Here is a 26,370-nt window from a genome sequence, read left to right as displayed (position 1 = left end):
TAAAAAAGAAACACATTTCTTATAATAAGATGTGTTTCTTTTTTTTTATATAAAAGATAGGGCTTTCATAAGGTGAATATGTAATTCTTACGAACGAAAACGTTTTTCGATAAAAAAATGTTCGCTTTTTGGTTGACTTCTCTTTCTGTTTTGGTACAATTATATTGTTTGAATAGATCGTTTGAAAATTGCGGAGGTGCTTTAATAATGTCTTCAGTAGTAGTTGTAGGAACACAATGGGGCGACGAAGGAAAAGGTAAAATCACTGATTTTCTTTCTGAGCATGCGGAAGTAGTTGCAAGATATCAAGGTGGAAATAACGCGGGACATACAATTGTTTTCGGCGGAGTTAAATATAAATTACACTTAATTCCATCTGGTATTTTCTATAAAGAGAAAATTTGTGTAATCGGAAATGGCTTAGTAGTAGATCCGAAAGCATTACTTGAGGAGTTGAAATACTTACACGATCGTGGTGTAAGTACTGATAATTTACGTGTAAGTAACCGTGCGCACGTTATTTTACCTTATCACTTAAAACAAGATGAATTAGAAGAAGCGAGTAAAGGTGATAACAAGATTGGTACAACGAAAAAAGGTATCGGTCCTGCATATATGGATAAAGCTGCTCGTATTGGTATCCGTATGGCTGATCTTTTAGACCGTGAAGCATTTAAAGAGAAGCTTGAGCGTAATTTAGTGGAGAAAAATCGTTTGTTTGAAAAAATGTACGATACAGAAGGTTTCAGCGTAGAAGAAATCTTTGAAGAGTACTTCGAATACGGACAACAAATCGCACATTACGTATGCGATACATCTGTCGTATTAAATGATGCACTAGATAACAATAATCGTGTATTATTTGAAGGTGCACAAGGTGTTATGCTTGATATCGACCACGGTACGTACCCGTTCGTTACATCTTCTAACCCAATTGCTGGTGGTGTAACAGTTGGAACTGGAGTTGGTCCTGCGAAAGTTACTCGCGTTGTAGGTGTATGTAAAGCATATACAAGCCGTGTTGGTGATGGTCCATTCCCTACTGAACTTAATGATGAAATCGGTCACCAAATTCGTGAAGTTGGTCGTGAATACGGAACAACAACGGGTCGTCCACGCCGTGTAGGTTGGTTCGATAGCGTTGTTGTAAGACATGCACGTCGTGTTAGTGGTTTAACAGATTTATCATTAAACTCTATCGATGTATTAACAGGTATTCCAACTGTTAAAATTTGTGTTGCTTACAAATGCAATGGCGAAGTTATCGATGAAGTTCCAGCTAACTTAAACATTTTAGCGAAATGTGAGCCTGTATATGAAGAGCTTCCAGGTTGGACAGAAGATGTTACTGCTGTGAAATCATTGGATGAACTTCCTGAAAATGCAAGAAAATACGTAGAGCGTGTTTCTGAATTAACAGGAATCCAATTATCTATGTTCTCGGTTGGACCAGATCGTAATCAAACAAATATCGTTCGTAATGTATACGAAGCTTAATTGATATAAAAAATTGATTTTTTTAAGAAAAAACTCATATTTTTATGAGTTTTTTCTTATTTTTTTATAAAAAAATAAAAAAAGATATTGCAAAAATGAAAGATAGCATGTTATGATATGTCTTGTCGTCACGAAAATATGACGTTGGTGAGTATGAGCCATTAGCTCAGTTGGTAGAGCATCTGACTTTTAATCAGAGGGTCGAAGGTTCGAATCCTTCATGGCTCACCATTTTATTTTTCGTGGCCCGTTGGTCAAGTGGTTAAGACACCGCCCTTTCACGGCGGTAACACGGGTTCGAATCCCGTACGGGTCATGTTTTTTTTATGTTCATTTTTGGTCCCGTGGTGTAGTGGTTAACATGCCTGCCTGTCACGCAGGAGATCGCCGGTTCGACCCCGGTCGGGACCGCCACTTTTGTTTATACCACCATTAGTGGTTTTATATATAGTTTTGGCTCGGTAGCTCAGTCGGTAGAGCAGAGGACTGAAAATCCTCGTGTCGGCGGTTCGATTCCGTCCCGAGCCACTCTCAGGATATTAAGTGGGCCCACTTAATATCCTTTTTATTTTGTCCAGTTTTACAAATGTGGGTAGTTATTTTACAATAGAATGAGGAGCCTCTAGCAGTTGAAGCTAGAGGTTTTTCTATAGATCGTATAGGATTCTGTGTAAAAGTGGATGATACATGAGTCTATGAGAATAGAGGAGAAATACTTAGACTAAGATTGTTGTCATATAGGAACATACTATAGAAACACCAATATGTTTGAGGATTATTGATCATATTTTTATAAGGAGGAAATAGACGATGATGGGAAAGAAAATTTTAGTAGTTGATGATGAAAAGCCAATTGCGGATATTTTGAAGTTCAACCTAGAAAAAGAAGGTTTTGAAATTGTAATGGCGCATGATGGTGATGAGGCGATTGAAAAAGCAAATGAAGAACAGCCAGATATGGTTTTATTAGATATTATGTTACCGGGAAAAGACGGTTTAGAGGTATGTCGTGAAATACGTAAAAGCTCAGAAATGCCAATTATTATGCTTACAGCAAAAGACTCTGAAATTGATAAAGTATTAGGGCTTGAGCTTGGGGCAGATGATTATGTAACGAAGCCATTTAGTACGAGGGAGTTACTTGCTCGTGTGAAAGCGAATTTACGTCGCCATCAGCAGGGTGGTGCTGCAGAGAAAGAAGAAAATACCGAAATGGTTATTGGACCAATCGTTATCAATTCGAACGCTTATAGTGTAACAAAGCGTGAAGAAAGCATTGAGCTTACACATCGTGAATTTGAATTACTACATTATTTAGCGAAGCATTTAGGTCAAGTTATGACTCGTGAACATTTATTACAAACAGTTTGGGGTTATGATTATTTTGGAGATGTACGTACAGTAGACGTAACAGTACGTCGTTTACGCGAAAAAATTGAAGATAATCCAAGTCATCCTACTTTAATTGTAACTAGACGTGGAGTAGGGTATTACTTGCGTGACCCAGAACAGGAATAGTATATGAAGAAAGTTGGTTTTTTTCAATCTATTCATTTAAAATTTGTGCTCATATATATGCTGTTAATATTAATAGCAATGCAAGTAATTGGTGTATATTTCGTCAGGGAATTAGAAAAAAGCCTTGTAAAAGGCTTTCAAGATTCCTTAACGCAGCAAACAAATCTACTTTCTTATAACCTGAAGCAAGAGTTTGTAAAAGAACGTCCTAAAACAGAATCAGTAGATAAAGCTATTAATGACTCGATTCAAAAATTCGCATCAGATCGTAAGAAAGATATTCAAGAAGTAAGTGTAATTGATGCTACTAAAAAATTAATGGCAATTTCAGACGGGTCTAAGCAAAATAAGGTAGGAAGAACGTCAGCAGATACAGCTGTACAACGGGTAATGGTACAAAAGAAACCAGAGTCAAAGATTGAGAAAGATGGAAATACAGGTCATCGAGTTCAAGTTATGATTACCCCTATTCTAAAAGAGCCTGGCGGAGAGGTACTTGGTGTCATTCATATCGTTGCATCTATGGAAGATGTGTATAAACAAATGAAGGACATCAACCAAATTTTTGCAACGGGGACAGTAATTGCTTTATTAGTAACAGCTGTACTTGGAATTTTATTGGCTCAAACAATTACGAGACCAATTTCAGATATGCGAAGACAAGCAATTGAAATGGCGAAAGGAAATTATTCGCGAAAAGTAAAGGTGCATAGTCACGATGAGATTGGACAATTAGCATTATCTTTTAACAATTTATCTAAAAAATTACAACAAGCTCGTTCCTCCACAGAAAGTGAAAGACGAAAATTATCATCCGTTTTATCACATATGACAGATGGAGTAATTGCTACTGATCGAAAAGGGGATATCATTTTATTAAATGATCCTGCGGAAAAGATGTTAAATGTTTCGCGTGAAACGGCGCTAGATCAATCAGTGTTAGAAGTGCTAGGAATACAAGAAGAATTTACACTGGATCATTTATATGAAGAGCCTGATTCAGTTTTATTAGATTTTAGTACGAGAAATGAACCATATATTTTACGTGCTAGTTTCTCTGTTATTCAAAAAGAAACAGGGAAGGCAAATGGTTTAATTGCTGTATTATATGATGTAACAGAGCAGGAGCGGATAGAACAAGAGCGCCGTGAGTTTGTTGCGAACGTATCTCATGAGTTAAGAACGCCGTTAACAACGATGCGCAGTTACTTAGAAGCACTTACTGATGGAGCATGGCAAGATCCCAATATTGCACCGCAATTTTTAACAGTTACACAAGAAGAAACGGAAAGAATGATCAGGCTTGTAAATGCATTGTTACAACTATCTAAACTAGATAGTACAGAACATCGCTTAATGAAGGAATGGGTCGACTTTACTGATTTCTTTAATAACGTTATCGATCGTTTTGAAATGTCTAAAGAGCAAAATGTAAGCTTCAAACGATCTTTCTCTAAAAAATCTCGATTTATTGATATGGATACAGACAAAATTACACAAGTTTTATATAACATTATTTCCAATGCACTAAAATATTCGCCAGAAGGTGGTACAGTAACATATCGTCTACGTGACCGCGGGGAGTTATTAGAGATTAGTGTGAGTGATCAAGGAATGGGAATTCCGAAAGAAAATGTAGATAAAATATTTGAACGTTTTTATCGTGTAGATAAAGCTCGTTCGAGACAAATGGGTGGTACAGGTCTTGGGTTAGCCATTGCGAAAGAAATGATTGAGGCACATGGCGGCTCGGTTTGGGCGAAAAGTGAGGAAGGAAAAGGGACAACTATTTATTTCACATTGCCAATGGCGACAGATGAAGAGGACGATTGGGAATGAGTATGGAAAACTTTAAAACGATAGTTCTAATTAATTTGGTTGTCATTAGTCTATTTCTTACTTTTAACTTGTGGACATATGTTCCTGATTCTACTTCTATGCAAAATACAAAGTTCGTTCAAGGTAACGAAGAGATAAATACGATAAAGATTTCGGAGGTTGTTCGCCCATCCTCTGTCGTTATTCATAAAGAGAAAAATCATTATGTAAGCGAAAAGAAGGAAAATGTGGATTCGATCTATAAAATTCTTGAAAACGGAGAATTACATAATTTCGAGGAAATAACGTGGACAGTCCCTAAAGGTGATTTTCTGTCTTATGTACACGGAGAAGAAAAAATTGAATTTGTTTTTCCTACAAATATCCCGTTAGATACGATTAAAAATATGTTTAATATTAAAGATAAAAACATAGAAAGTAACAGAAGTTTTAATCGTATTATAATTGATCCTTCTAGAAGTAAGGATCAAGAAATTAAAGTTAGCTTTGTTTCCTATGATACTCCTCATAAAATATATCAAGCAACATTAAGTGGTGCTTATATAAAGGATATTATAAATGCTCAAAATCAACTTATAACAGTAGCAAGACCATATTTTGAGTATCAAATAAATGATACAAAAAAACTTTTTTTACCAGAGGGAATTACGGAATTAAGTAAGGCAGAGTATATTACAGCTAAACTAGAAGTGGATCCATTTAAAAATGCTTTATTTAGTGATCCACGTTATTTAAGTCCTATTTCTGAGAAAACAAAGGAAACATTTACAGATGGCATCCGTTCTATGGAAATTGATAAGTCGGATGCAATGTTGAAATATAAAAATTCCGCTGTACATGGTGATAAATCTACGGATAATGCGGTAATTTTACAAAAAAGTTTTGACTTTGTAAGTGGGCATAGTGGATCCTTGAAGTCCTATCGTTTTGATTATATTAATGGGAGGAAAACTTCATTCCGTTTATATGAGGATGGTTTGCCTGTATTTAATGCAAATGGAATAGCGGAATTAAAACAAGTATGGGGTTCAGGTGAAATTATGCAGTATGAAAGACCCTTTTTTGAGTTCAGTATTCCTTTGCCTAGTAAACAACAAACAACTTCTCTAGCATCAGGTCGTACAGTGATGACATCACTAGAGAATAATCCAGAAATTGATAAAAAATCAATTCAGGATGTTGGTATTGGTTATAAAATGTCATTGGAACCGTCTATCAGTGATGTGAGAATCGCTGTCTTACAGCCGATATGGTATGTAAAATGTGAAGAAGATGGTAAGCAACAAATATATGAGTGGAGTGAGGGGGGACTAAATGGATTGGGATCGAATTAAGACCATATTTATTGTGACCTTTTTTGTTTTAGACCTCTTTCTTATCTTTCAGTTCATTCAAAAGCAAGATAGTAATCAATTAGAACTTGTGACGGAAACGAAAATTGATCAACAATTAAAAGCTGAAAAAATTACTATGGGAAATTTTCCTAAAGAACCGAAAAAAGAGTCATTTATAATGGCGAAAAATAAGGGTTTCAAAGAAGAAGATGTGGAATCTTTAAAAAATCAGACAGCGCATGTGCAAGACGAATATCAAATAGAGGGTAAATTAAAAGAGCCTTTTTTAAATACAAAATTATTGTCAAAAGATAAGTATAATGAGTTTTTGAAAAATTATGTGCTGGATGGACAAAAATATGAGTTTGGAGCAATAAAGGACTCAAAAATTTACTTCTTTCAAAAGTATAAAGATAAACCAATCTTCTACAATAATCGTGCGATGATTGTTGTAGATTTAAATGAAAAAAATGAGCTTATTTCATATACACAAACAATGTTAACGGATTTGAAGGAAATGGGCGAAAGCGAAAAGACGAAAGAACAAGAAATTATTACTGCTCAAACAGCTTTAGAAAATATATATTTGAAAAATAAAATTGCAGAAAATACGCACGTGAAAGAGGCGCAGATTGGATATGCGACTCTTGCGGAGTCTTCTTCTAATATACAAGTGCTTGCTCCAACATGGAACTTAAAGACAGAACAAAAAAAGGATTTTTTTGTGAATGCAATTGAAGGACAAGTTATGGAATTAGGGGAAACTCAAGTGCCGGAAGAACATAATGGAGTGAGAAAGAATGAGCATGCATTTTAGTGTACTTGCAAGTGGAAGTACAGGGAATATGCTATATGTAGGAACAGATGAAAAAAAACTGCTTGTCGATGCAGGTTTAAGTGGTAAAGCGACAGAGGCTTTATTTAAACAAGCTGAACTGAATATAAATGACATATCAGGTATTCTTGTAACACATGAGCATAGTGATCACATTAAAGGATTAGGTGTATTGGCGCGTAAATATGATTTACCTGTTTATGCGAACGAGAAAACATGGAATGCAATGGAACATTTAATAGGTAATATCCCAACTGATCAAAAATTCATTTTCTCAGTAGGAGACGTGAAAACATTTGGGGATATTGAAGTTGAATCATTTGGTGTTTCTCATGATGCGGCGGAACCGATGTTTTACGCTTTTCATAACAATAATAGAAAGTTAGCTCTTATTACAGATACGGGCTACGTAAGTGACCGTATGAAAGGTGTTATTAAGGGAGCAAATGCTTTCGTGTTTGAAAGCAATCATGATGTGGAAATGCTTCGTATGGGACGCTATCCATGGAGCATTAAGCGACGTATTTTAAGCGACGTTGGCCACGTTTGTAATGAGGACGCTGCATTAGCGATGGCTGATGTTATTACAGATGAGACAAAACACATTTATTTAGCACATTTAAGCTTAGATAATAACATGAAAGAATTAGCGCGTATGTCTGTATCACAAGTATTAGAAGAAAAAGGTTTTGGGGTTGGAAAATCCTTTGAAATACATGATACGGATCAAAAAATGCCTACGAAAATTCAATACGTATAATTCTTCATTTTAGTAAACAATAAAGGTGAATATAGTTGTTTTCAGGAAGATAGGTGAACAAATATGTCCTTTATTGATGAAGAAAAATATCGTATTAAACGTGCAGGCAAAAAGAAACATAAAGGTATTGTCATTTCTAGCATAGCGGGGACAATTGTAGGGGCTTCATTATTTGCATTTGGAGCGCCTTTATTTTCAAATCATGCAGGTAAGCTTCCGCAAGCTGAAGCAAGTGAAAAAAATATGGCTGAAGCTCAAAGTGGAAATGTTCCTGTTAAACAGATTAGCTTTGTAGACGCTGTGGATCGTGCTTCAGAGGCTGTTGTTGGTGTTATTAATATTCAACGAGACAATTTTTCGGAGGCTGATTCGGAAGCTGGTACAGGCTCTGGTGTGATTTATAAGAAAACAGATGGACATGCGTATATTGTAACGAATAACCACGTTGTTGCTGGGGCGAATCGTATTGAAGTGAGCTTAAGTGACGGTAAGAAAATTCCAGGTAAAGTATTAGGAACCGATGTAGTCACGGACTTAGCTGTACTAGAAATAGATGCGAAGCATGTGAAGAAAGTGATTGAAATTGGCGACTCTAATACCGTTCGTAGAGGAGAACCAGTTATTGCGATTGGAAATCCACTAGGGTTACAATTTTCCGGAACTGTCACACAAGGTATTATTTCGGCTAATGAGCGTATTGTTCCTGTAGATTTAGATCAAGATGGACATTACGATTGGCAAGTAGAAGTATTGCAAACAGATGCGGCAATTAATCCAGGTAATAGTGGTGGAGCGCTTGTAAATGTAGCGGGACAATTAATAGGTATTAACTCAATGAAAATTGCAGCAAAAGAAGTAGAAGGAATTGGATTAGCTATTCCAGTTACGAGAGCTGTTCCTATTATGAATGAACTAGAAAAGTACGGTAAAGTAAGAAGACCTTACGTTGGGATTGAACTAAGATCATTAAATGAGATTCCGAGTTACTATTGGTCAAAAACATTACACTTACCAGGTAACGTAACAGAAGGAGTCTGCATTTTAGATGTGAAAAGTCCTTCGCCAGGTACGGATGCGGGTCTTAGAGAACATGATGTTATTGTGGCGGTAGATGGAAAAGCGGTGCACGATATTATTGGGTTCCGCACGGCCTTATATAATAAAAAAATTAATGATAAAATGACTCTTACGTTTTATCGTGGTACAAAACGAGCGACAACAACGGTGAAATTAGGCATTCAAAAGTATTAAAAACAGGAGGGCCTACCTCCTGTTTTCTATTGTAGAAAAGTGAGGTGAGGAATATGAATTTACCTTGTTGTTTAGAACATGTTGAATTAGCATTAGATATTATTGTGGATGAGTGTGAAGTCGCACCGGTTATTAACAATGTGGATAACTCTAAAGAAGAGAAAAAAACATGTGAATTTTGTCAAAATGAGGCGACATATGTTGTATCGAACACAGATTCTCACACAATATGTGGGTAACATTTGTGGATATGTGGATAAGTCCTGTGGATAACGTGTTTGTAAGGTGGGGAATAAATGTGAATATCTCGATTATTTCAATCGGAAAATTAAAAGAAAAATACTTAAAACAAGGTATAGCAGAATACTTAAAACGATTATCTTCTTACGCAAAAGTAGAAGTAATTGAATTGCCAGATGAAAAGGCACCAGAAAATTTAAGTGCAGCAGAAATGTTAATTGTAAAAGAAAAAGAAGGTATTCGTATACTGGATAAAATTTCTGATGATACGCATGTCATTGCGTTAGCTATAGAAGGAAAACAAAAATCATCAGAAGAATTTGCGGTAAGTATAGATCGCCTTGCTACATATGGAAAGAGCAAGATTACATTTGTAATTGGTGGATCACTGGGGCTTAGTTCTGAAGTAATGAAGCGTTCAAACGAATCTCTTTCTTTTTCGAAGATGACATTACCACATCAATTAATGCGATTAGTATTGCTTGAGCAGGTGTATAGAGCGTTTCGGATTAATCGTGGTGAACCGTATCATAAATAAATTTTTCATTTGTATATAAAGAGTAAAAAAGACCATTGGACAAAAATCACCGATGGTCTTTTAAACATTAATAGATGGTATGTAGATTTCCTAAAATAAGTATGTTTCTATTTCTAAAAAAATATGCTGTAATATGAAGAGGGAAAAAGTATAAGTAGTCATAGAAGTGAGGAATTAAAGGTGAAGAAGTTTAAGAAGTTTTACTTGGAGATTACGAGTGTATGTAATCTTGCGTGCAGCTTTTGTCCGCCGACGGAAAGGCAGAAGCAATTCATTTCTGTAGAGGATTTTGCTAAAAGATTAGACCAAATTAAACCTCACACAGACTACATTTATTTGCACGTGAAGGGTGAGCCGTTGCTCCATCCGAAAATAGATCAACTATTAGATTTAAGCCATGAAAAAGGGTTTAAAGTTAATATTACAACGAACGGAACGTTAATTAATAAGAGAAGGCATAGACTGTTAAATAAGCCTGCGTTAAGACAAATGAATTTTTCACTGCATAGTTTTGATGGACACCCAGGTTCGCAAGATAAAGAGGGCTATGTAAGGAGTATACTTTCTTTCATTAGAGAGGCAACAAGTCAATCGGACTTAATCGTTTCACTAAGATTATGGAATTTAACTCAGGATAATAAAACAAATGCTGAAATCCAAAAAAATAGGGATTTATTATCTATAATTGAAAATGAATTTGATCTATCTTATCAAATTGAAGAGAAGCTTACACCGGGAAAAGGTATAAAAATTGCGGAACGTGTCTTTATTAATCAAGACTATGAATTCCAGTGGCCGGCATTGCATGAAGAAGAGGATGATGGAAAAGGATTCTGTCATGGTCTTCGAAATCAGGCTGGAATCTTAGCGAACGGAACGGTTATTCCTTGTTGTCTAGATGGTGAGGGAATTATTAATCTTGGAAATATTAATAATGATTCATTCTCTAATATTATTGAAGGTGAAAGAGCAAACAATATTGTAGATGGATTTTCAAAAAGGGTTGCAGTAGAAGAACTATGTAGAAAGTGCGGATACCGCAAAAGATTTGGAAAGTAAATATAGAATAAGCCCTCATAAAGCGAGGGCTTATTTTTATTCTTGATAAGAACGTTCTAATTCATCAATTAAGGAACCGACGTAAGAAACGGCTTTACGGATTGCATCTGGTTTTGACATGTCTACTCCAGCGTGTTTCATTAATTCCAGTGGTTTCATTGTACCGCCTGCACGGAGTACATCAAGCCAGCGATCAACAGCAGGTTGTCCCTCTTCTTTAATCATTTGAGCTACAGCGGTAGAAGCAGTTAGTCCCGCAGAATATGTGTAAGAATATAAGCCCATATAATAGTGAGGTTGACGCATCCATGTTAAACCGGCGCCTTCATCAATTTCTACGGAATCTCCCCAGAATGTCGAAAGGACCTTCGTTTTTATTTCAGTTAAAGTTGTAGCTGTGAGTGCTTGCCCTTCTTCTGCTAGAGCGTATATTCTTCTTTGATATTCTCCCTCAAGTAGATGGGTAACGAAGTTGTGGTAATATGTGCCGAGTAGTTGCAGAATAACCCATCTGCGCATTCTCTTATCTTCAGTAGTCGCAAGTAAATGCTGGGCTAATAGTAATTCATTCATTGTTGATGGAGCTTCAACGAAGTACATAGATGGACGCACATTCATAATACGCTGATTTTTATTTGCTAAATAAAAATGACCAGCATGTCCAAATTCATGAGCTAATGTGAAACACCCGCGCATCGTACCCTGCCATGTAATTAAAATATAAGGGTGAGAACCGTATGGGCTAGAGCAGAAGGCACCTGTTGATTTTCCTACGTTATCTGCAAGGTCTACCCATCTTTCTTTGAAGCCCTTTTCGATAATGGAACTATATTCATTTCCTAATACTTTTAAAGAATCTTGAATGAGTTTGCCAGCTTCTTCGTAAGTGATTGTTGGATTAAATTCAGGATCTAACGGTGCATGTAAGTCACAGAAAAGCATTTGATCAAGCCCTAATACATTCTTTTTTAAATCTGCAAAACGGCGCATATGAGGCGCTAATTCGTTATAAATAATATCTAGTTGGTTGTTATACATTTCAAGTGGAACTTTTTGAGGCTCTAAAAGCATATGGGTAACGGACTCGTACTTGCGCAAACGAGAAAGCGCCACTTGTTTTTTTACTTCAGTAGCATATGTTGTTGCAACTGTATTTTTATATCGTTTCAATGTGGAAACAAATGATGAATATGCTTTTTTACGTATATATGCGCTTGGAGAAAATTCATATTTGCTTTCGAATAATGCAAACGATACAGGCAAATCATTTCCCTGTTCATCTTGTATAGAAGGGAAATCCATATCGGCTAATTTAGTCATGCCGTAAATTTTGTAGGGTGAACTATGAACTTCGCCGAGTGCAGCAAGAGCTTCTTCTGTTTCAGGAGAGAGAGTGTACTGCCTCTTTTTGAGTATCTCTAGTAATGATTTACGGAAAGGTTCAAGTTTTATTTCCTCAGTTAAATATTTTTCAATTATTCCCTCCTCAAATGAGAGAATTTCGTTATGAATAAAGGAAAGTGCGGTATGTACATTCGTTCCTAGAGCGGAAATTTTGGAAGAGTTCGCTTGAATAACTGAATCTGTACGATCAACGGATTCTTTTAAGTTTGCATATGCGCCGAGTTTTGTTAACTTCATTAAAAGCTCTTCTTCTAAAAGTAGGCAATTTAATAAGGTAGCGGGGCTAGTGTGTAATTGTCCTTTAAATGCATCAAGTTTTTTTATATCGTCTGTTAATACAAGTAATGCAGTTTCCCACTCTTTATCAGATTCGTATAAATCAGAAAGGTCCCATGTCAATTCAGTAGAGACTTCCGCGCGAATAAGGCGTTTCTCAATTACATTTTTCATTTGTTATATCCCCCTTATTATAAGTATCTAAAAACATGATACTAGAAAATTCAGTGAAATGAAAATATTTTACATTTTTATACATGAAAAAGAAGGACAAGCATAAAAAATGCTTGTCCTTCTAGTTAAATTTATAAATTAATATACTTTGTCACCGTTGAAAATAGAGTTTTTCACGACTACATAATCTACAGTACGAATTGCGTCTAATTTTGTTCCACCAGCGTAAGAGATAGAAGATTGAAGATCTTGTTCCATTTCGATTAAAGTGTCTTCTAAAGAACCTTTATGCTCAACGAACATTTTCTTACCTTCAACGTTTTTCTTCTCACCTTTTTGGAATTCAGAAGCTGAACCGAAGTACTCTTTATAAAGTTTGCCATCTTTTTCGATTGTTTCCCCTGGAGACTCTTCATGACCTGCGAATAGAGAACCGACCATAACCATAGTTGCTCCAAATCGAATTGATTTAGCTACGTCGCCATGTGTACGAATACCACCGTCAGCGATAATTGGCTTACTTGCAGCTTTTGCACACCAGCGAAGTGCAGCTAGCTGCCAACCGCCAGTTCCAAAGCCTGTTTTAATTTTAGTAATACAAACTTTACCAGGTCCAATGCCAACTTTTGTTGCATCAGCACCAGCGTTTTCTAATTCTCTTACCGCTTCTGGAGTTCCAACGTTTCCAGCGATAACGAAGCTTTCTGGTAAATGTTTTTTAATATGTTGAATCATGTTGATCACAGCGTTAGAGTGACCATGTGCGATATCGATTGTAATGTATTCAGGTGAAAGTTGCTCAGCAGCTAATTGTTGTACGAATTCGTATTCGTCTTCTTTAACACCAACGCTGATTGAAGCAATTAATCCACGTGATTGCATATCTCTAATGAATGAAATTCGTTTCTCTGGTTGGAAACGATGCATGATATAGAAGTAATTATTTTCAGCTAAATAAGTTGCGATTCTTTCATCAATAATCGTTTGCATATTTGCAGGTACGACAGGTAATTTAAATTTATGTTTTCCTAAAGTGACAGTTGTATCACATTCAGATCGGCTATTTACAATACATTTTGCAGGAATTAATTGAATATCTTCATAGTCAAATACGTTTTCCATCATTTACACCCCTAAAATACGAATATTTTACATAGTTCACTCAAGAACGTTCGTCCAAATGATAATTTACAGTATTTTTAGTAATAAGTCAAAGGTTTTAATGTTTAATTTTAAAAAATAAAGCTTATTTAATATTTTTGGATTTATATGGCTACAATGTATTTTAATGTGTAATCGATTATTGTAGAATTATGTAGGGAGAATAATAGAGAAATATATTAATTTAGGGGAGATTTTATGGGACGATTAGTGTATATGGATTGGCTACGTGTATTAGCGACAATTGCGGTCGTTACAATTCACGTTGCTGCTGGTTATGTTTCTACGTTAGATTCAAATAACGTGTCGCGTTGGCTGGCTGGTAATTTTTACGACTCACTTTCGCGTGCTAGTGTACCAATTTTTGTAATGATTAGTGGAGCCCTATTATTAAAGGGAACAAAAGATACTTCTATTGGGGAATTTTTAAAGAAACGTGCAAGTAAAGTGATTATACCTTTTATAGGTTGGAGTGCTATATTTTACATCTATGGGGCTTGCGTAGGATATTTTCCGGCTTCTTTAAAGCAAGGGATAAAGTACTTTTTAACAAATAGTATCGGGTTACATCTATGGTTCTTATATATGATTGTAGGAATATATTTAATCGCACCTTTACTGAAAGTATTTGTGAAGAATGCTAAGAAGAGAGAGATAGAATATTTTTTAATTTTATGGCTATATGCATCTGTAATAGTTAAACTAGTAAACTATTATTATCCTATCAACTTTAATATTGAATTATTTTATGTTACAAATTATGTAGGATATTTTCTACTTGGTTATTACTTATCAAATTATGATATTGCGAAAAAATGGCGGAATATTTCTTATATTGGGGGAGTTGTAGGATGTATTGGTACATTCTTTATGACATACCATTATACATTGAAAGCAAATGGACAGCTGGATCAATATTGGTATGAATATTTTGCGCCAGGTGTTGTACTTATGGCAATTGGGTTATTTGTCTTTTTTAAATATGCTTTCCAAAATTCAGAAAGGCAATTGCCATTTTTATTACGTGGCATAAACCAAGCAAGTCTTGGGATTTATATTCTTCACTTTTTCTTATTAAATAATTATCTATACATAGTCATTCCAAAGGTGAATGCACATGTACATGCAATATTGGCAATACCTATAAATGTAATTATTACACTTGTCCTTAGTATGTTAATAACTTTAGTATTGCAAAGAATACCGGTTGTAAAAAGGCTAGTTCCGTAAAGGAAAAATCTGAAAATAAAATATTTTTCGTTATGTAGGTGGACAGGCTTATTATTAAGACTGTCCTTTATTATGTTGTTTTAAAAAACAATATAAAAAGAGTTATACTTAGGTTAAGTTGATATTTTAGCGAATTAAAAATATTAGTTTGATATATCCTCTTAGTATAATTAAATGTAGGGGAATAAAAAATATAATTATTAAATACAGAATAAAATGAGGTTATTACATGAGTAAAAGAAGTTTTACCGATTATGCATTAAGTAAAGAAATTGTAAGAGCACTTACTGGTTTAGGATATGAACATCCAACGGAAGTGCAAGGAGAGGTTATTCCAGTTGCCTTGCAAAAGAAAGACCTTGTCGTGAAATCACAGACTGGAAGTGGAAAAACCGCTTCATTTGGCATACCACTTTGTGAAATGGTGGAGTGGGAAGAGAATAAGCCACAAGCTTTAGTTTTAACACCGACGAGAGAGCTTGCGGTGCAAGTAAAAGAAGATATTACGAATATAGGTCGTTTCAAAAGAATTAAGGCCGCTGCAGTTTATGGTAAATCTCCATTTGCACGTCAAAAATTAGAGTTAAAGCAAAAAACACATATTGTAGTTGGGACTCCTGGCCGTGTGTTAGATCATATTGAAAAAGGTACCCTTTCTTTAGAGTGTTTGAAGTATTTAGTTATTGATGAAGCGGATGAAATGCTGAATATGGGTTTTATCGATCAAGTAGAGGCAATTATTGACGAATTACCTAAAAAACGAATGACAATGCTATTTTCAGCAACACTTCCAAAAGATGTTGAAAAGTTATCTCGTACGTATATGGATTCGCCAACGCATATTGAAATTAAGGCTACCGGGATTACAACAGATAAAATTGAACATACACTTTTTGAGATGAGAGAAGAGGAGAAGCTTTCACTTCTTAAAGATGTAACAACGATTGAGAATCCAGATAGTTGTATTATTTTTTGCCGTACGCAAGAAAATGTAGATCACGTATTTCAGCAGTTAAAGCGGGTTAACTATCCTTGTGACAAAATACATGGTGGTATGGTACAAGAAGATCGTTTTGAAGTTATGGACGATTTTAGAAAAGGAAAGTTCCGTTATTTAGTAGCGACAGACGTAGCTGCTAGAGGAATTGATATTGATAATATTACACATGTTATTAACTATGATATTCCATTAGAAAAAGAAAGTTATGTACATCGTACGGGAAGAACGGGACGAGCTGGTAATAACGGGAAAGCTATTACATTCATGACGCCGTATGAAAATAGATTTTTAGAAGAGATTGAGGAGTACATTGGCTTTGAAATTCCAAAGGCACTTGCACCTTCAAAAGAAGAAGTTATGAAAGGGAAAGCAGTATTTGAGGAAAAGATACATGCTAAACCAATTATAAAGAAAGATAAAAATGCAGACCTAAACAAAGGAATTATGAAATTGTACTTTAATGGCGGGAAGAAAAAGAAAATTAGGGCGGTAGATTTCGTCGGTACAATTGCTAAAATTAAAGGTGTTATAGCAGAAGATATAGGAATTATTACAATACAAGACAATGTTTCTTACGTTGAAATATTAAATGGAAAAGGACCACTTGTTTTAAAAAATATGAAAAACACAACGATTAAAGGGAAACAATTAAAGGTTCATGAAGCAATTAAGTAAACAAAAAAACTATCCACCTCTAACAGGTGGATAGTTTTTTTGTTTAAGTTTCTTTGAGGTCATCAACGTGGATAGTTTTTTTGTTTAAGTTTCTTTGAGGTCATCAACTAGTTTCTCTGCTAAACGTCTATACATATTACTCATAGTCACGAAGGATGTTAGTAATAAAAACTTTTCTAGCTTTGGATCTTCTAAGGAAGAAACCTCGTTTACTTCCTTAACACGGTTATTCACGTCTTGCTTAAAGCTTTCCACATTGGTGTCAGTAAGAGAAAGGTAATCTTTATATAGAGTGTTTAATTCGAATGTAGCATCGTTTATTAACGGTGCATTTATATTTTCTAAGGAGCTTTTTATATCATTAATGGAAAGAGCTCCTTTTAATTGATAAATTAAGCTGATTAAAATCATATGTTCTTTTGAATACTTTTTATTTTTGATAGGGATGAATAATTTCCCTTTTGCGTAATTGTTAATCATTGTTTTTGTTAATACTTTTTCATCATCAGTTCTCGTTGTATCCGCATAAGTATTCTCAAATAGTTGGACAACTTGGTCTACATATAAGTCGACATTTGGGATGTCCTCAAGTTTAATACTTTTTTCTAAATGTAATGATTCAAGTAATTTATTTATATTTTCCACGTAGAACCCCTCACTTTTATAACTTAGTGGAACTTAATGTTTAGTATATCTTTAAATATGGTATTACGAAACAAATGAATTGTAAATGTTGACCCGCACGGATAATATGTATATAATTACATGTAGTTATGAAAACTACATGTAATTATATGAGGGGTGTTTATATGAATGTTTATGTAAGAGAACCGGTTAATGCATTTACTCACTTAGGAGGAGCTGTATTATCATTTATTGCATTATTAGCTATGCTTGTGAAAGTTTCTGTTAAGATGCCATCTGTTGCTGCAATTACAGCTGTTATTTTATTCGGTATCGGGATGATGGTCCTTTATATGGCATCAGCTGTGTATCATAGTGTCGTAGCCAGTGAACGTGTTATTTATTTCTTTAGGAAGCTAGATCATTCTATGATTTTCATATTAATTGCAGGTACATATGCACCCTTTTGCTTAATTACATTAAATTCGGCAAATGGTTTACTATTATTTTGTTTAGTTTATGCAACGGCAATTTGTGGTATTGCTTTTAAAATGTTTTGGTTTAATTGTCCAAGATGGTTATCGACAGCAATTTATCTTCTGATGGGTTGGTTAATTGTTCTATTCTTTGCACCGCTAGCTGAGAATCTAAGTACAGGAGGTATTATTTTCTTAGTACTTGGAGGCATTTTTTATACAATTGGTGGGTTTATTTACGGTGCGAAGCCAAAATGGTTGGAGTTTAAATATATGGGACACCATGAAATTTTTCATGTTTTTGTATTGTTAGGTAGTCTTGCACATTTTCTAAGTGTATATTGTTACGTAATTTGATCAAAAAACGCCACGCGATGTCTGTTATGTGGCGTTTTTTTATTACCTGATTTGAATCGTGTATTGTACTAAAAATCATGGGATAAAATGTAAGTTTCTGTGTTCGCATAATAAACATATGATAAGAAATATGTGATATACTTTGAGAAGTTTATAATGAATGAAATATGGAGGACTATAATTATGGCAATACTTGTAACAGGTGGAGCAGGATATATTGGTAGTCATACATGCGTAGAATTACTAAAAAACGGTTACGAAATTATAGTAGTAGATAATCTTTCGAATAGCTCAGTAGAGTCTATAAATCGAGTGACAGAGATAACAGGAAAACAGTTTAAATTTTATAAAGAAGATATTTTAAATCGAGAAGCACTTGATACGATTTTTGAAGAAAATACAATTGAAGCTGTTATTCACTTTGCAGGCTTTAAGGCTGTAGGGGAATCAGTAGAAATTCCGTTAACGTATTATCATAACAACATTACAAGCACACTAGTGCTATGTGAAGTGATGCAGAAGCATAATGTGAAGAAGATGATCTTCAGTTCATCTGCAACAGTGTATGGTATTCCAGAAATATCACCAATTACGGAGGAGTTTCCATTAAGTGCAACAAATCCATATGGTCAAACGAAATTAATGATTGAGCAAATTATGCGTGATGTAGCATTTGCGGATGCAGAATGGAGTATCACATTACTTCGTTATTTCAACCCATTTGGTGCACATGAAAGTGGACGTATTGGAGAAGATCCAAACGGAATTCCAAATAACTTAATGCCATATGTAACACAAGTAGCAGTAGGGAAGTTAAAGGAATTAAGTGTATTTGGAAATGACTATCCAACAAAAGATGGCACGGGTGTCCGTGATTATATTCATGTTGTAGACTTAGCAAATGGCCATGTAAAGGCGCTTGAAAAGGTACTTGGCACTACTGGGATAGATGCATACAATCTCGGTACAGGTACTGGTTATAGTGTGTTGGAAATGGTTGAAGCATTTGAAAAGGTTTCGGGCAAAGAAGTTCCTTATAAAATTACGGAGCGTCGACCTGGTGATGTGGCAGTATGTTTTGCAGATGCATCGAAAGCGAAGCGTGAATTAGGATGGGAAGCAAAACGCGGATTAGAAGAGATGTGTGCAGACTCTTGGAGATGGCAATCAAATAACAAAAATGGCTATCTAGAAGTTTAATAAACAGATAAAAAAATGACCTTTTGCGGGAGCAAAAGGTCATTTTTATTTATTTATTTATTTCCATTAAGTTTATTAGCAAATTTAGTAAAGAAAGTTCGCCGTTTTATAGGAGTATTTGACTGACAAAACGTATAGTAATCAATATCTTTAATGTAAGTAAAGAGTCTAGAAATAGCATATAAGAATGTAATAGAAGATCCAAGTGCAAAACTAATACCGTAACCATTGAACCCAAATGGAAGTAGAAGAAGACTTAATAACAAATTTGCAGAAAAGAACAGGGCTGATGTTCGAAATGCCCCTTTATGATCTTCAAAATATAAGAGTAGTAACGTGATAACAAGGACCATCCCGTTTGCATAAGCACCAATTATAGTCAGCTGCAAAATAGAGTATTCAAGTGTTACGTTCCCAGATTGTGAACTAAACATCCATATTATAAAAATAATAAGTAAAGAAAAAATACCTTGATTACGAAGTATTCGTTCCATTTCTTGCTTTAGGACAAAGTTCATTGATTCTTTTAATTGTAAAATTGTATTTAATGTCGCCCCATTGTTAACTGAACCGAAGAACTTCTTATACCGTTCATAAAACCTTGTTTCAATGGATACTACGAAGAAAATATAGGTTGGGATAATGCTTAAATAAGCCCAGAAAACAGATGTATCATAAATTTGATGATAAATAAACGTGTTTTCAATATTTCCTCGCCCTTCTCCGAACCAAATAACAAAGTTACATACCCAAATGCCAATATTGTAAAGTAAGCTTGACCAAAATAGTTCTGGATATTTATCTAAATAAGAAAGAAAGGTAAATTGTTCAGTAGCATCACTATTTGGAAACATTCGTACAATAACTATACTTAACCACACTAATGTAATGAAAGTCCCGATTGTAAAAGAAATTAAAAGTAATAGGGCCAATCCGTGTTCTATTCCAAGTGTTGGATGCCAGTAAGCGATAAGCGCAATTCCAGATAAGGAGAAAATGGAACCAATTAAAAATGCAAGAGCGATGGACTGATAATCTTTAGCTGCTGTTAAATAAATGGATTGAATCCAAATGATGTTTAAAGCTAAAAATAAAAATAGCATCACGATTTTATAATACAAGGCTAATGGCGTAAAAATTGCAAACAAAAGCCATAAGATAATAGCTAAAAAAAGTGTGATTTTCGTCATTCCTAAAAAGGAAGAAAATACTTTATCAGCTTTTTGCTCATATAAAAGGTCGGCCACATATCTAGTTACGATGAGCTGCAAGGCACCATATATGATTTGAGAAAAAATGAAGCAGTATGAAATTGAAATTGTAAAAAGGCGCTGTTCCTCAATTGAAATAGAATGGAACAAACTTAAAATGTATCGAATAGCTGTTACTGCTAAAATAACGACTAACCAAGGACCAGCTGTAACAAATAATGAAAATCCGTACGCTTTTATTCTGGAAGAATAGTAGTCTTCTTGGAATAATTTTTGTAAACGAAATCCTATCCCTGCCATGTTTTTTTACCTCTTTCTAAGTAAAGCTTACGATAACTATCAACGACACCTGATAATTGATAGTGCGCTTCAATACGATTGCGCCCGTTATCCCCAAATTGTTGAATGGATTCAGGGTGACGATAATACCACTCTAAATGAATGGCAACTTGTTCAGGAGATACAGGTGGTACAACAAATCCACATTGTCCGTAAGGATCTTCATCTTGTCCGTAAATTAATTCCTTACAAGAGCCGACATCTGTAACAACCCATGGTAATCCTGCTGCCATTCCTTCTAACATAGCTAATGGTTGTCCTTCAGATATACTTGTTAATACGAGAATATCTGTTTGTTTTAAGTAATCTTTAATATTTACTTTGCCGGTCATTATTACATGCTCTTCTAATCCTAATTGTTGAATTAAATCACGACATTCCTGAGCATATTCTGCTTCTTCCGTATCAGGACCTAGTAAGTAAAATATAAATGGAATATCTTTTTCTAATAATAATTTAGCTGCATAAATCATTGTTTTTACATCTTTAATTGGCACAACTCGTATAATAGTGGAAATGATGAGTTTATCCGAATTGTATTTTGGTTTACGTAACCCTTTATAGTCAGATAAAGTAACGCCATTTGGAACGATTTTTAGTTTATGGGCCGGAGCACCTAATTCTTTTTGATATGCACTATTTCGGCCGAACAACGTAATTACATCAGCGGCTTGTTCATATGCTTGATGAGACAAGTGATGAAAGAAAGAAACCCATCTTTTTTTATATTCAATTGGTATCCAAGTAGATTGTAGTATTTCTTCTTCACGCTCCCGAGAATAAATACCGTGTTCAGTTAGAATAAATGGTATATCGGACTTGGCACTAATTGCAGCACCAAGCAATCCACCATACCCTGTCGATACAGAATGAATAAGATCTAATTCAGGAAAATCAATTTGTAAAATTTGAATGATTGGTGTGAACATAGATCTCCACATCCAAAAGTAATTTAAGAAGGATCCACTACTTTCTTCATATAAATAGCTTTCTTTAACGATTGCATAAAACTCACGGCTTTCGAAGAAGGAATGGAGTGTTCCTAGCTTTTGTTTATTTCCTAATATTTGTAATGCTGTTGTATCGTTAGCTTGAAATGTAAACCATTTTTGAAGTGTCTGTACTTCTTGTTTAGTTAAATTGGTTTTTATATATTTTGCTTCATTTTCTGATTGCAAAGGAATCAGAATGATGTCTTTTACATTGCTTGGAATTTCATATTGATATTCATCTTCTGTTTTTACTTGAGGGACTATCGCGAAAATCGTAAATTCATGTTCTTTAAACTGCTGGATAATCATTTGAACCCAGCTTGCTACCCCTCCACTTACAAAGGGATAGCTGCCTTCAACGACCAAACCTATTCTCATCTGTTATGCTCCTTTAATTGGAATCGTAGCGCTGGCTTTCGTTAACGTAACGCTATAAATTTGGGAATCAAGCTTTTTAACTGTACCGTAAGAGAATGAGCCAGGTTGTATTTTCTTACCTTCTTCTACACGTATAATTGTTGAAGTATGGTTTGGTAACCCTTTATATGCAATGTGAACAGCATCATCTTCATAAGAAACATCTAGGTCACCAGTTTGATAAATTTTCATAGAAGCAGTTGCTTCACTTTGGGTCATACTTTTTATATAAGGATATCTTTCTCGTATTTCTTTAATTGTCTTTTTATAAGCTTTAAATAATTCTTCCCATGTTAAATTACCTGAGCGTTTTTCATCAAGGATATCATCTGGATGGACGAAATGTGAGATAACCCCTAAATTTGCGGTAACATCAGTTAAGATAAATTGCTCTTCATCTGTTATAGCATAGCCGCTCGTAATGCGCGGGCAGTGATAAATGTTTTTATTATGTTCATCTGGTCCAAATTCTTGAATTAAACTACCGTTACTTTTACTTCCCATATATAGAGAAGCAACTGTTTCCATAGTTGGAACCGCGTCGTTTAATGCACTTAATCCAGTTGTATTTATAATATTGGATGGTGGTACATAGGTTTTTAATTTTTCGTTTGGAAAGAAGTTATACACGAGTTTTTGCAGAGCATCTAAGGAGCTCTCCATATCCTCTTTTGAATTCCATGGAACATATTCAAGTGCTTTATCTACTGGATCTGGTGGTAATAATAAAGGTTGATGGTTATAGCCATGAATGCCTATTTCCCCGCCGTGACTTAGTAATTCTCTCCCAAATAATAAATAGGTATTTCTATTTTTACCTGTGAAATCTTCAAAGGGTGGCGTTACTTTATTTTGGTACGTCCCAATGGCAACACCCGTATATTTAATATCAAGATCTTCAGAGATATCCTTCATATTTTTCCACCAATGTTTTTTATAAAATTCTTCAACAGAAATTTTTTCTTTCGTTAAGTTTTTTAGTTCTCCACTTGGAATCGGAGATGGGAAGTCATCGATATACATAATCTCCGCTCCAAGTTGTGCTGTAGCGAAATTTGGGAAAATAGTACCCAGTGATTGAACGAACATACCTCTACCTAATTTATCGTTCAATGCTGTTGTATTCCAATATAAGACTTTTCCTTCACCGTAGTCATTGGTCCAAAGGATGGGAGTATCTTCTGCTGTAATCCAAGTATTAGTTGTATTCTCATCTAGCGTAATATTCAGTGAGCTATGAGTAAACAGTGGAGAAGAACTTGAGAGATCTGGATAACCAGGGAATAAAACTTCTTCAAAGGTTAATCCTTTCGCATCTTTGAAACCTTCTTTTTTGGTAATACCAAATAATGTGTTCCAGGAAGGATCTGAATCAAATCGGTTTGCGATAATAATTCTTCCGCCCATTTGTACAAAATTTTGAATATCAGCTTGTGGAAGTTGCTCCATTATTTCACCTGTAATAATAATCCCTGTATAGGGAGAGGGAGTAAGTCCCTTAATTTCATTAGCTGTAATATCTTTATAGTGTAGGTGTGCGTAATCCATTGCTTTCTTCGTATTAAATTCGACTTGTTGCCCTAAGGTATTATCCGTTTTTAAAACGTATAATTGCATTTTTTGTCCATTTTGAGCTACATCTTTTGCTTTGAGTGTTTTAACAGTATCTGTTTCTTTAGTTTTAGGAACAGAAAACTTTTGATAAAAATTTTCTGTTCGATATATAAGGATGGATAAAATTAAGAGAAATAAAATGATACTAATAATCCCGATATATATATTAATCCCCTTTTTCAATGTGTGCGCCTCCAAACTGCCTTACAAATAATTGATATTTACGCGGTAGTATATGAACTCTTTTTGCATCTGTTAGATTATTGATTAAGTTATAGAGCTCGTCCCATAACTGTTGCTCATAATATATTTCAAGTAAACCAACGTAACCGTAATATGATTCAGGATAGAAATGAATAAGATTTAAAAATTGTTCTTCAGACTTTGCATATTGTTTTGTGTGTAGAAACAGATTTCCAAGATGGAAAGGGTAAAGAGGTTCGTTAGGGAATAGTTCTACACCTTGTGTAATAAAATTCATAAATTCAGCGATTATTTTTTCTTTTTGCTGATTAGAAAGAAGACCACTGTTTATATATCTTAAATAGTTAGAAACCAATTCTTTTGCAATTTCATTTTGTGGATTTTGTAGAAATTGCTTATTTAAGTATTCGATTTGTTTTTCGTACCGTTCATTTAGTAAATTAATAGTAGTCGCTGCGTAATGCACAGTTTCAGGATCTTTATGGTGAATGGCTTCTTTCAATAAGCCTCCTTCATTAGCAATAGAGGAGGAGCTTAACTGTACAATGAGTTGTTTATGTAATTCAGGCTTATCTAGTTCTAATCCAGAAGAAAATGAAATTAAGTCCATATCTTGTTTTGCTGATTCCAAAATATCTTCGTAATTATCAACGTGAAAGGCAACATAATCAGAGTATTGCTGTAACCACTCGGTTTTGGAACGTCTTATATTAAGTAATAACATGATTGCTGATACAATAAGTCCGATAAGCGGGAAAAGAAGAGATAGAATCAAGCAAAATTCAATAATTCCTTTTTTATCTTTAGTAATCAAACTTTTCGTAAATCGAAATAAAAGAAAAACCAAAATAACATAAATAAAATAAAGAAGGAGTAAAATCATTAGACTATCACTCCTTTAGAAGAAAGAGCGTTTTGTATACGAGTTTGAACTTGTATACAAAACTGTTTTTCAGTGCCAGGTAATAAAATCATGATTTTCTGCTCGGTCGTACTATAACCGAATATATCGATATCTCGCAAATGATCTTTTAAAATAGAATTTATCATTCCTAAATAATCTTGTGGAGCATTGAACTCAAAATAGGAATATGGATAAGATAGTGTTTCGTAACGTTTCTTTTCTATTTTTAGTAAATGTTCAAATTCATCTTCATAATAAATGCTTGTTTTAGGGAATGTGCGATCCTCTTGACTGGATAGCCAAAGATTAGAAGCGTTTTGTAAACGATCACCCATCCAGCGTAAATACCATGTGAAAAGTTCGAATTGCTCAGAAGTTACTTTTGAAAATTCGATTTCGTCTAATATAATGACGTATTGTACATCATCTTGGAATAGGACGGGACCAACTAAAAGTGGAGCGTCTTGAAAATCCTCATCTGTACGGAAAAAAGGTCGATTATGTGCTAGCGCATTTTTGATGACTAAGGAAGCGTTTTTAACGAAAATAGATTGAGATAATGTATTTTTACCAGTTTCAGCTCTTAATTTAATACGAAGCGATTGTTTATTGTTATCAACGTGATAGATACCAATTTTTTTTGCTCCAAAATACATTTTTAATACATTCATTCCTTCATCGAGTACAATTTCAGGATGTGTATGATTTAAAGCTTTAAACATATGATACATTTTAGATAAGTGGTTATTTGACTCAAGTACACGAGAACGTAGTGTAATACGTGTTTCATCCAATTGTTTCACGACATATTTTAATTCTTTATTTTCAGCTTTCAACTCATTATTTATCATATGTACATCTTCATAACGTTCTTTTTGTGCAGTGCTCATCAGTCCACAGCATAAACTAATAACAAGTAAGAAAATCCAACTTATCCAGTAATCTAATGAATAAAAGTACAGTAATACATCATTTTCTTTATATATACCGCTTATAAAAATATAAATCATTGCTTCCAGAAAGGCGAAAAGGGCAATAGATATGCCATACCGGCTAGAAATAATTAATGTAATAAATAAGAGTAGGAAGTATTCATACGTTGGTGTAAGAAAATCAGTTAGTATTGATAGAAAAAATAGTGCAATAAAGAGAATCGTAGGTTCAATCATCTTTTGGAATATATTAGATTGTCTATAGTGCATAAAAAACCCCTTCTTTCGTTTGCAAATTTAATTTTGAGG

The 26,370-nt window shown here is 34.5% G+C and carries 22 protein-coding genes and 4 tRNA genes; 18 read left to right on the top strand and 8 right to left on the bottom strand.

The genetic code is table 11. The features are described from left to right. The first annotated feature begins 207 nt into the window (after positions 1–207). The 14 genes from DN408_RS07110 (at position 208) to DN408_RS07045 (ending at position 10,871) form a co-directional block, all read left to right on the top strand. Complete coding sequence (locus DN408_RS07110) at positions 208–1,497, top strand: adenylosuccinate synthase (RefSeq protein ID WP_002034994.1); 1,290 nt, start codon at positions 208–210, stop codon at positions 1,495–1,497. Between the two features lie 155 nt (positions 1,498–1,652). Continuing rightward, positions 1,653–1,728, top strand: a tRNA-Lys gene (locus DN408_RS07105). A 13-nt stretch (positions 1,729–1,741) separates the two neighbouring features. Continuing rightward, positions 1,742–1,813, top strand: a tRNA-Glu gene (locus tag DN408_RS07100). 22 nt (positions 1,814–1,835) lie between these two features. Further along, positions 1,836–1,911 (top strand) — tRNA-Asp (locus DN408_RS07095). Positions 1,912–1,952: 41 nt separating this feature from the next. After that, positions 1,953–2,025: transfer RNA gene (locus DN408_RS07090), tRNA-Phe, on the top strand. Between the two features lie 282 nt (positions 2,026–2,307). Further along, positions 2,308–3,015, top strand: a complete 708-nt coding sequence (walR, locus tag DN408_RS07085; protein ID WP_000971867.1) for a cell wall metabolism DNA-binding response regulator WalR — start codon at positions 2,308–2,310, stop codon at positions 3,013–3,015. 3 nt (positions 3,016–3,018) lie between these two features. Then, positions 3,019–4,854 (top strand): cell wall metabolism sensor histidine kinase WalK, encoded by a 1,836-nt coding sequence (walK, locus tag DN408_RS07080; RefSeq protein ID WP_002130184.1) that lies wholly within the window; start codon positions 3,019–3,021, stop codon positions 4,852–4,854. Beyond that, positions 4,851–6,188 carry a YycH family regulatory protein gene (locus DN408_RS07075; RefSeq protein ID WP_002130183.1) on the top strand — a complete coding sequence of 446 codons (1,338 nt, stop codon included), beginning with the start codon at positions 4,851–4,853 and terminating at the stop codon, positions 6,186–6,188. The genes walK and DN408_RS07075 overlap by 4 nt, the downstream gene beginning before the upstream one ends. Beyond that, complete coding sequence (locus DN408_RS07070) at positions 6,169–7,005, top strand: two-component system regulatory protein YycI (RefSeq protein ID WP_078178409.1); 837 nt, start codon at positions 6,169–6,171, stop codon at positions 7,003–7,005. Before DN408_RS07075 ends, DN408_RS07070 begins: the two co-directional genes overlap by 20 nt. Then, positions 6,989–7,783: an MBL fold metallo-hydrolase gene (locus DN408_RS07065; protein ID WP_002130181.1), complete on the top strand. Its 795-nt coding sequence runs from the start codon at positions 6,989–6,991 to the stop codon at positions 7,781–7,783. Before DN408_RS07070 ends, DN408_RS07065 begins: the two co-directional genes overlap by 17 nt. Positions 7,784–7,846: 63 nt before the next feature. After that, the gene (locus DN408_RS07060) at positions 7,847–9,034 is read left to right on the top strand and encodes a S1C family serine protease (protein WP_078178410.1); all 1,188 of its coding nucleotides are present in this window, start codon (positions 7,847–7,849) and stop codon (positions 9,032–9,034) included. Positions 9,035–9,087: 53 nt separating this feature from the next. Continuing rightward, positions 9,088–9,273 carry a CxxH/CxxC protein gene (locus tag DN408_RS07055; protein WP_002035001.1) on the top strand — a complete coding sequence of 62 codons (186 nt, stop codon included), beginning with the start codon at positions 9,088–9,090 and terminating at the stop codon, positions 9,271–9,273. A gap of 59 nt (positions 9,274–9,332) precedes the next feature. Beyond that, the gene (rlmH, locus tag DN408_RS07050) at positions 9,333–9,812 is read left to right on the top strand and encodes a 23S rRNA (pseudouridine(1915)-N(3))-methyltransferase RlmH (protein WP_002130178.1); all 480 of its coding nucleotides are present in this window, start codon (positions 9,333–9,335) and stop codon (positions 9,810–9,812) included. A 180-nt stretch (positions 9,813–9,992) separates the two neighbouring features. After that, positions 9,993–10,871, top strand: coding sequence for a radical SAM/SPASM domain-containing protein (locus DN408_RS07045; protein ID WP_002016446.1), 879 nt, complete (start codon positions 9,993–9,995; stop codon positions 10,869–10,871). 36 nt (positions 10,872–10,907) lie between these two features. Here the strand turns inward: DN408_RS07045 and pepF are convergent, their stop codons facing one another. Next, positions 10,908–12,725 carry an oligoendopeptidase F gene (pepF, locus tag DN408_RS07040; RefSeq protein WP_078178411.1) on the bottom strand — a complete coding sequence of 606 codons (1,818 nt, stop codon included), beginning with the start codon at positions 12,723–12,725 and terminating at the stop codon, positions 10,908–10,910. A gap of 138 nt (positions 12,726–12,863) precedes the next feature. Then, entirely contained in the window at positions 12,864–13,847 is a 984-nt protein-coding gene (gene guaC, locus DN408_RS07035) for a GMP reductase (protein ID WP_002068771.1), read from the bottom strand. A 237-nt stretch (positions 13,848–14,084) separates the two neighbouring features. Here guaC and DN408_RS07030 point away from each other — a divergent pair, with 237 nt between their 5' ends. Continuing rightward, positions 14,085–15,116, top strand: coding sequence for an acyltransferase (locus DN408_RS07030; RefSeq protein WP_002130174.1), 1,032 nt, complete (start codon positions 14,085–14,087; stop codon positions 15,114–15,116). Positions 15,117–15,345: 229 nt separating this feature from the next. Next, positions 15,346–16,791 carry a DEAD/DEAH box helicase gene (locus tag DN408_RS07025; protein WP_078178412.1) on the top strand — a complete coding sequence of 482 codons (1,446 nt, stop codon included), beginning with the start codon at positions 15,346–15,348 and terminating at the stop codon, positions 16,789–16,791. Between the two features lie 84 nt (positions 16,792–16,875). Here DN408_RS07025 and DN408_RS07020 read toward each other — a convergent pair whose 3' ends face one another. Next, positions 16,876–17,436 (bottom strand): DUF1836 domain-containing protein, encoded by a 561-nt coding sequence (locus DN408_RS07020; RefSeq protein WP_002130171.1) that lies wholly within the window; start codon positions 17,434–17,436, stop codon positions 16,876–16,878. A 164-nt stretch (positions 17,437–17,600) separates the two neighbouring features. Here DN408_RS07020 and trhA point away from each other — a divergent pair, with 164 nt between their 5' ends. Both trhA and galE read left to right on the top strand, forming a co-directional pair. Further along, a complete protein-coding gene (gene trhA, locus DN408_RS07015; RefSeq protein WP_002016441.1) occupies positions 17,601–18,248 on the top strand; it encodes a PAQR family membrane homeostasis protein TrhA in 648 nt (215 codons plus the stop codon). A 183-nt stretch (positions 18,249–18,431) separates the two neighbouring features. After that, a complete protein-coding gene (gene galE, locus DN408_RS07010) occupies positions 18,432–19,448 on the top strand; it encodes a UDP-glucose 4-epimerase GalE (protein ID WP_002130169.1) in 1,017 nt (338 codons plus the stop codon). A 53-nt stretch (positions 19,449–19,501) separates the two neighbouring features. Here the strand turns inward: galE and pelG are convergent, their stop codons facing one another. From pelG to DN408_RS06985, 5 genes are read right to left on the bottom strand one after another with little or no spacing between them, the layout of a single operon-like run. After that, on the bottom strand, positions 19,502–20,959 hold the full coding sequence (gene pelG / locus DN408_RS07005; RefSeq protein ID WP_147740020.1) for an exopolysaccharide Pel transporter PelG: 1,458 nt from the start codon (positions 20,957–20,959) through the stop codon (positions 19,502–19,504). Further along, positions 20,947–22,368, bottom strand: a complete 1,422-nt coding sequence (gene pelF, locus DN408_RS07000) for a GT4 family glycosyltransferase PelF (RefSeq protein ID WP_147740019.1) — start codon at positions 22,366–22,368, stop codon at positions 20,947–20,949. Before pelF ends, pelG begins: the two co-directional genes overlap by 13 nt. Positions 22,369–22,371: 3 nt before the next feature. Beyond that, positions 22,372–24,204 (bottom strand): DUF2194 domain-containing protein, encoded by a 1,833-nt coding sequence (locus DN408_RS06995; protein WP_147740018.1) that lies wholly within the window; start codon positions 24,202–24,204, stop codon positions 22,372–22,374. Continuing rightward, a complete protein-coding gene (locus tag DN408_RS06990; protein WP_002035014.1) occupies positions 24,188–25,108 on the bottom strand; it encodes a tetratricopeptide repeat protein in 921 nt (306 codons plus the stop codon). The genes DN408_RS06995 and DN408_RS06990 overlap by 17 nt, the downstream gene beginning before the upstream one ends. Further along, entirely contained in the window at positions 25,108–26,331 is a 1,224-nt protein-coding gene (locus tag DN408_RS06985) for a GAF domain-containing protein (protein ID WP_147740017.1), read from the bottom strand. The genes DN408_RS06990 and DN408_RS06985 overlap by 1 nt, the downstream gene beginning before the upstream one ends. Positions 26,332–26,370: the final 39 nt, after the last annotated feature.

The organism is Bacillus sp. AR13-1 (assembly GCF_008042285.1).
In the GTDB taxonomy this organism is placed as follows: domain Bacteria; phylum Bacillota; class Bacilli; order Bacillales; family Bacillaceae_G; genus Bacillus_A; species Bacillus_A mycoides.
The sequence above is the reverse complement of the archived record's forward strand: the minus strand, read 5'-3'. Positions and strand labels throughout refer to the sequence as shown.

Excerpts from the sequence above, each read along its gene's own strand:
- DN408_RS07110 (WP_002034994.1), top strand. The coding sequence starts at position 208 with ATGTCTTCAGTAGTAGTTGTAGGAACACAATGGGGCGACGAAGGAAAA.
- walR (WP_000971867.1), top strand. The coding sequence starts at position 2,308 with ATGATGGGAAAGAAAATTTTAGTAGTTGATGATGAAAAGCCAATTGCG.
- walK (WP_002130184.1), top strand. The coding sequence starts at position 3,019 with ATGAAGAAAGTTGGTTTTTTTCAATCTATTCATTTAAAATTTGTGCTC.
- DN408_RS07075 (WP_002130183.1), top strand. The coding sequence starts at position 4,851 with ATGAGTATGGAAAACTTTAAAACGATAGTTCTAATTAATTTGGTTGTC.
- DN408_RS07070 (WP_078178409.1), top strand. The coding sequence starts at position 6,169 with ATGGATTGGGATCGAATTAAGACCATATTTATTGTGACCTTTTTTGTT.
- DN408_RS07065 (WP_002130181.1), top strand. The coding sequence starts at position 6,989 with ATGAGCATGCATTTTAGTGTACTTGCAAGTGGAAGTACAGGGAATATG.
- DN408_RS07060 (WP_078178410.1), top strand. The coding sequence starts at position 7,847 with ATGTCCTTTATTGATGAAGAAAAATATCGTATTAAACGTGCAGGCAAA.
- DN408_RS07055 (WP_002035001.1), top strand. The coding sequence starts at position 9,088 with ATGAATTTACCTTGTTGTTTAGAACATGTTGAATTAGCATTAGATATT.
- pepF (WP_078178411.1), bottom strand. The coding sequence starts at position 12,725 with ATGAAAAATGTAATTGAGAAACGCCTTATTCGCGCGGAAGTCTCTACT.
- guaC (WP_002068771.1), bottom strand. The coding sequence starts at position 13,847 with ATGGAAAACGTATTTGACTATGAAGATATTCAATTAATTCCTGCAAAA.
- DN408_RS07030 (WP_002130174.1), top strand. The coding sequence starts at position 14,085 with ATGGGACGATTAGTGTATATGGATTGGCTACGTGTATTAGCGACAATT.
- DN408_RS07025 (WP_078178412.1), top strand. The coding sequence starts at position 15,346 with ATGAGTAAAAGAAGTTTTACCGATTATGCATTAAGTAAAGAAATTGTA.
- trhA (WP_002016441.1), top strand. The coding sequence starts at position 17,601 with ATGAATGTTTATGTAAGAGAACCGGTTAATGCATTTACTCACTTAGGA.
- galE (WP_002130169.1), top strand. The coding sequence starts at position 18,432 with ATGGCAATACTTGTAACAGGTGGAGCAGGATATATTGGTAGTCATACA.
- pelG (WP_147740020.1), bottom strand. The coding sequence starts at position 20,959 with ATGGCAGGGATAGGATTTCGTTTACAAAAATTATTCCAAGAAGACTAC.
- pelF (WP_147740019.1), bottom strand. The coding sequence starts at position 22,368 with ATGAGAATAGGTTTGGTCGTTGAAGGCAGCTATCCCTTTGTAAGTGGA.
- DN408_RS06990 (WP_002035014.1), bottom strand. The coding sequence starts at position 25,108 with ATGATTTTACTCCTTCTTTATTTTATTTATGTTATTTTGGTTTTTCTT.
- DN408_RS06985 (WP_147740017.1), bottom strand. The coding sequence starts at position 26,331 with ATGCACTATAGACAATCTAATATATTCCAAAAGATGATTGAACCTACG.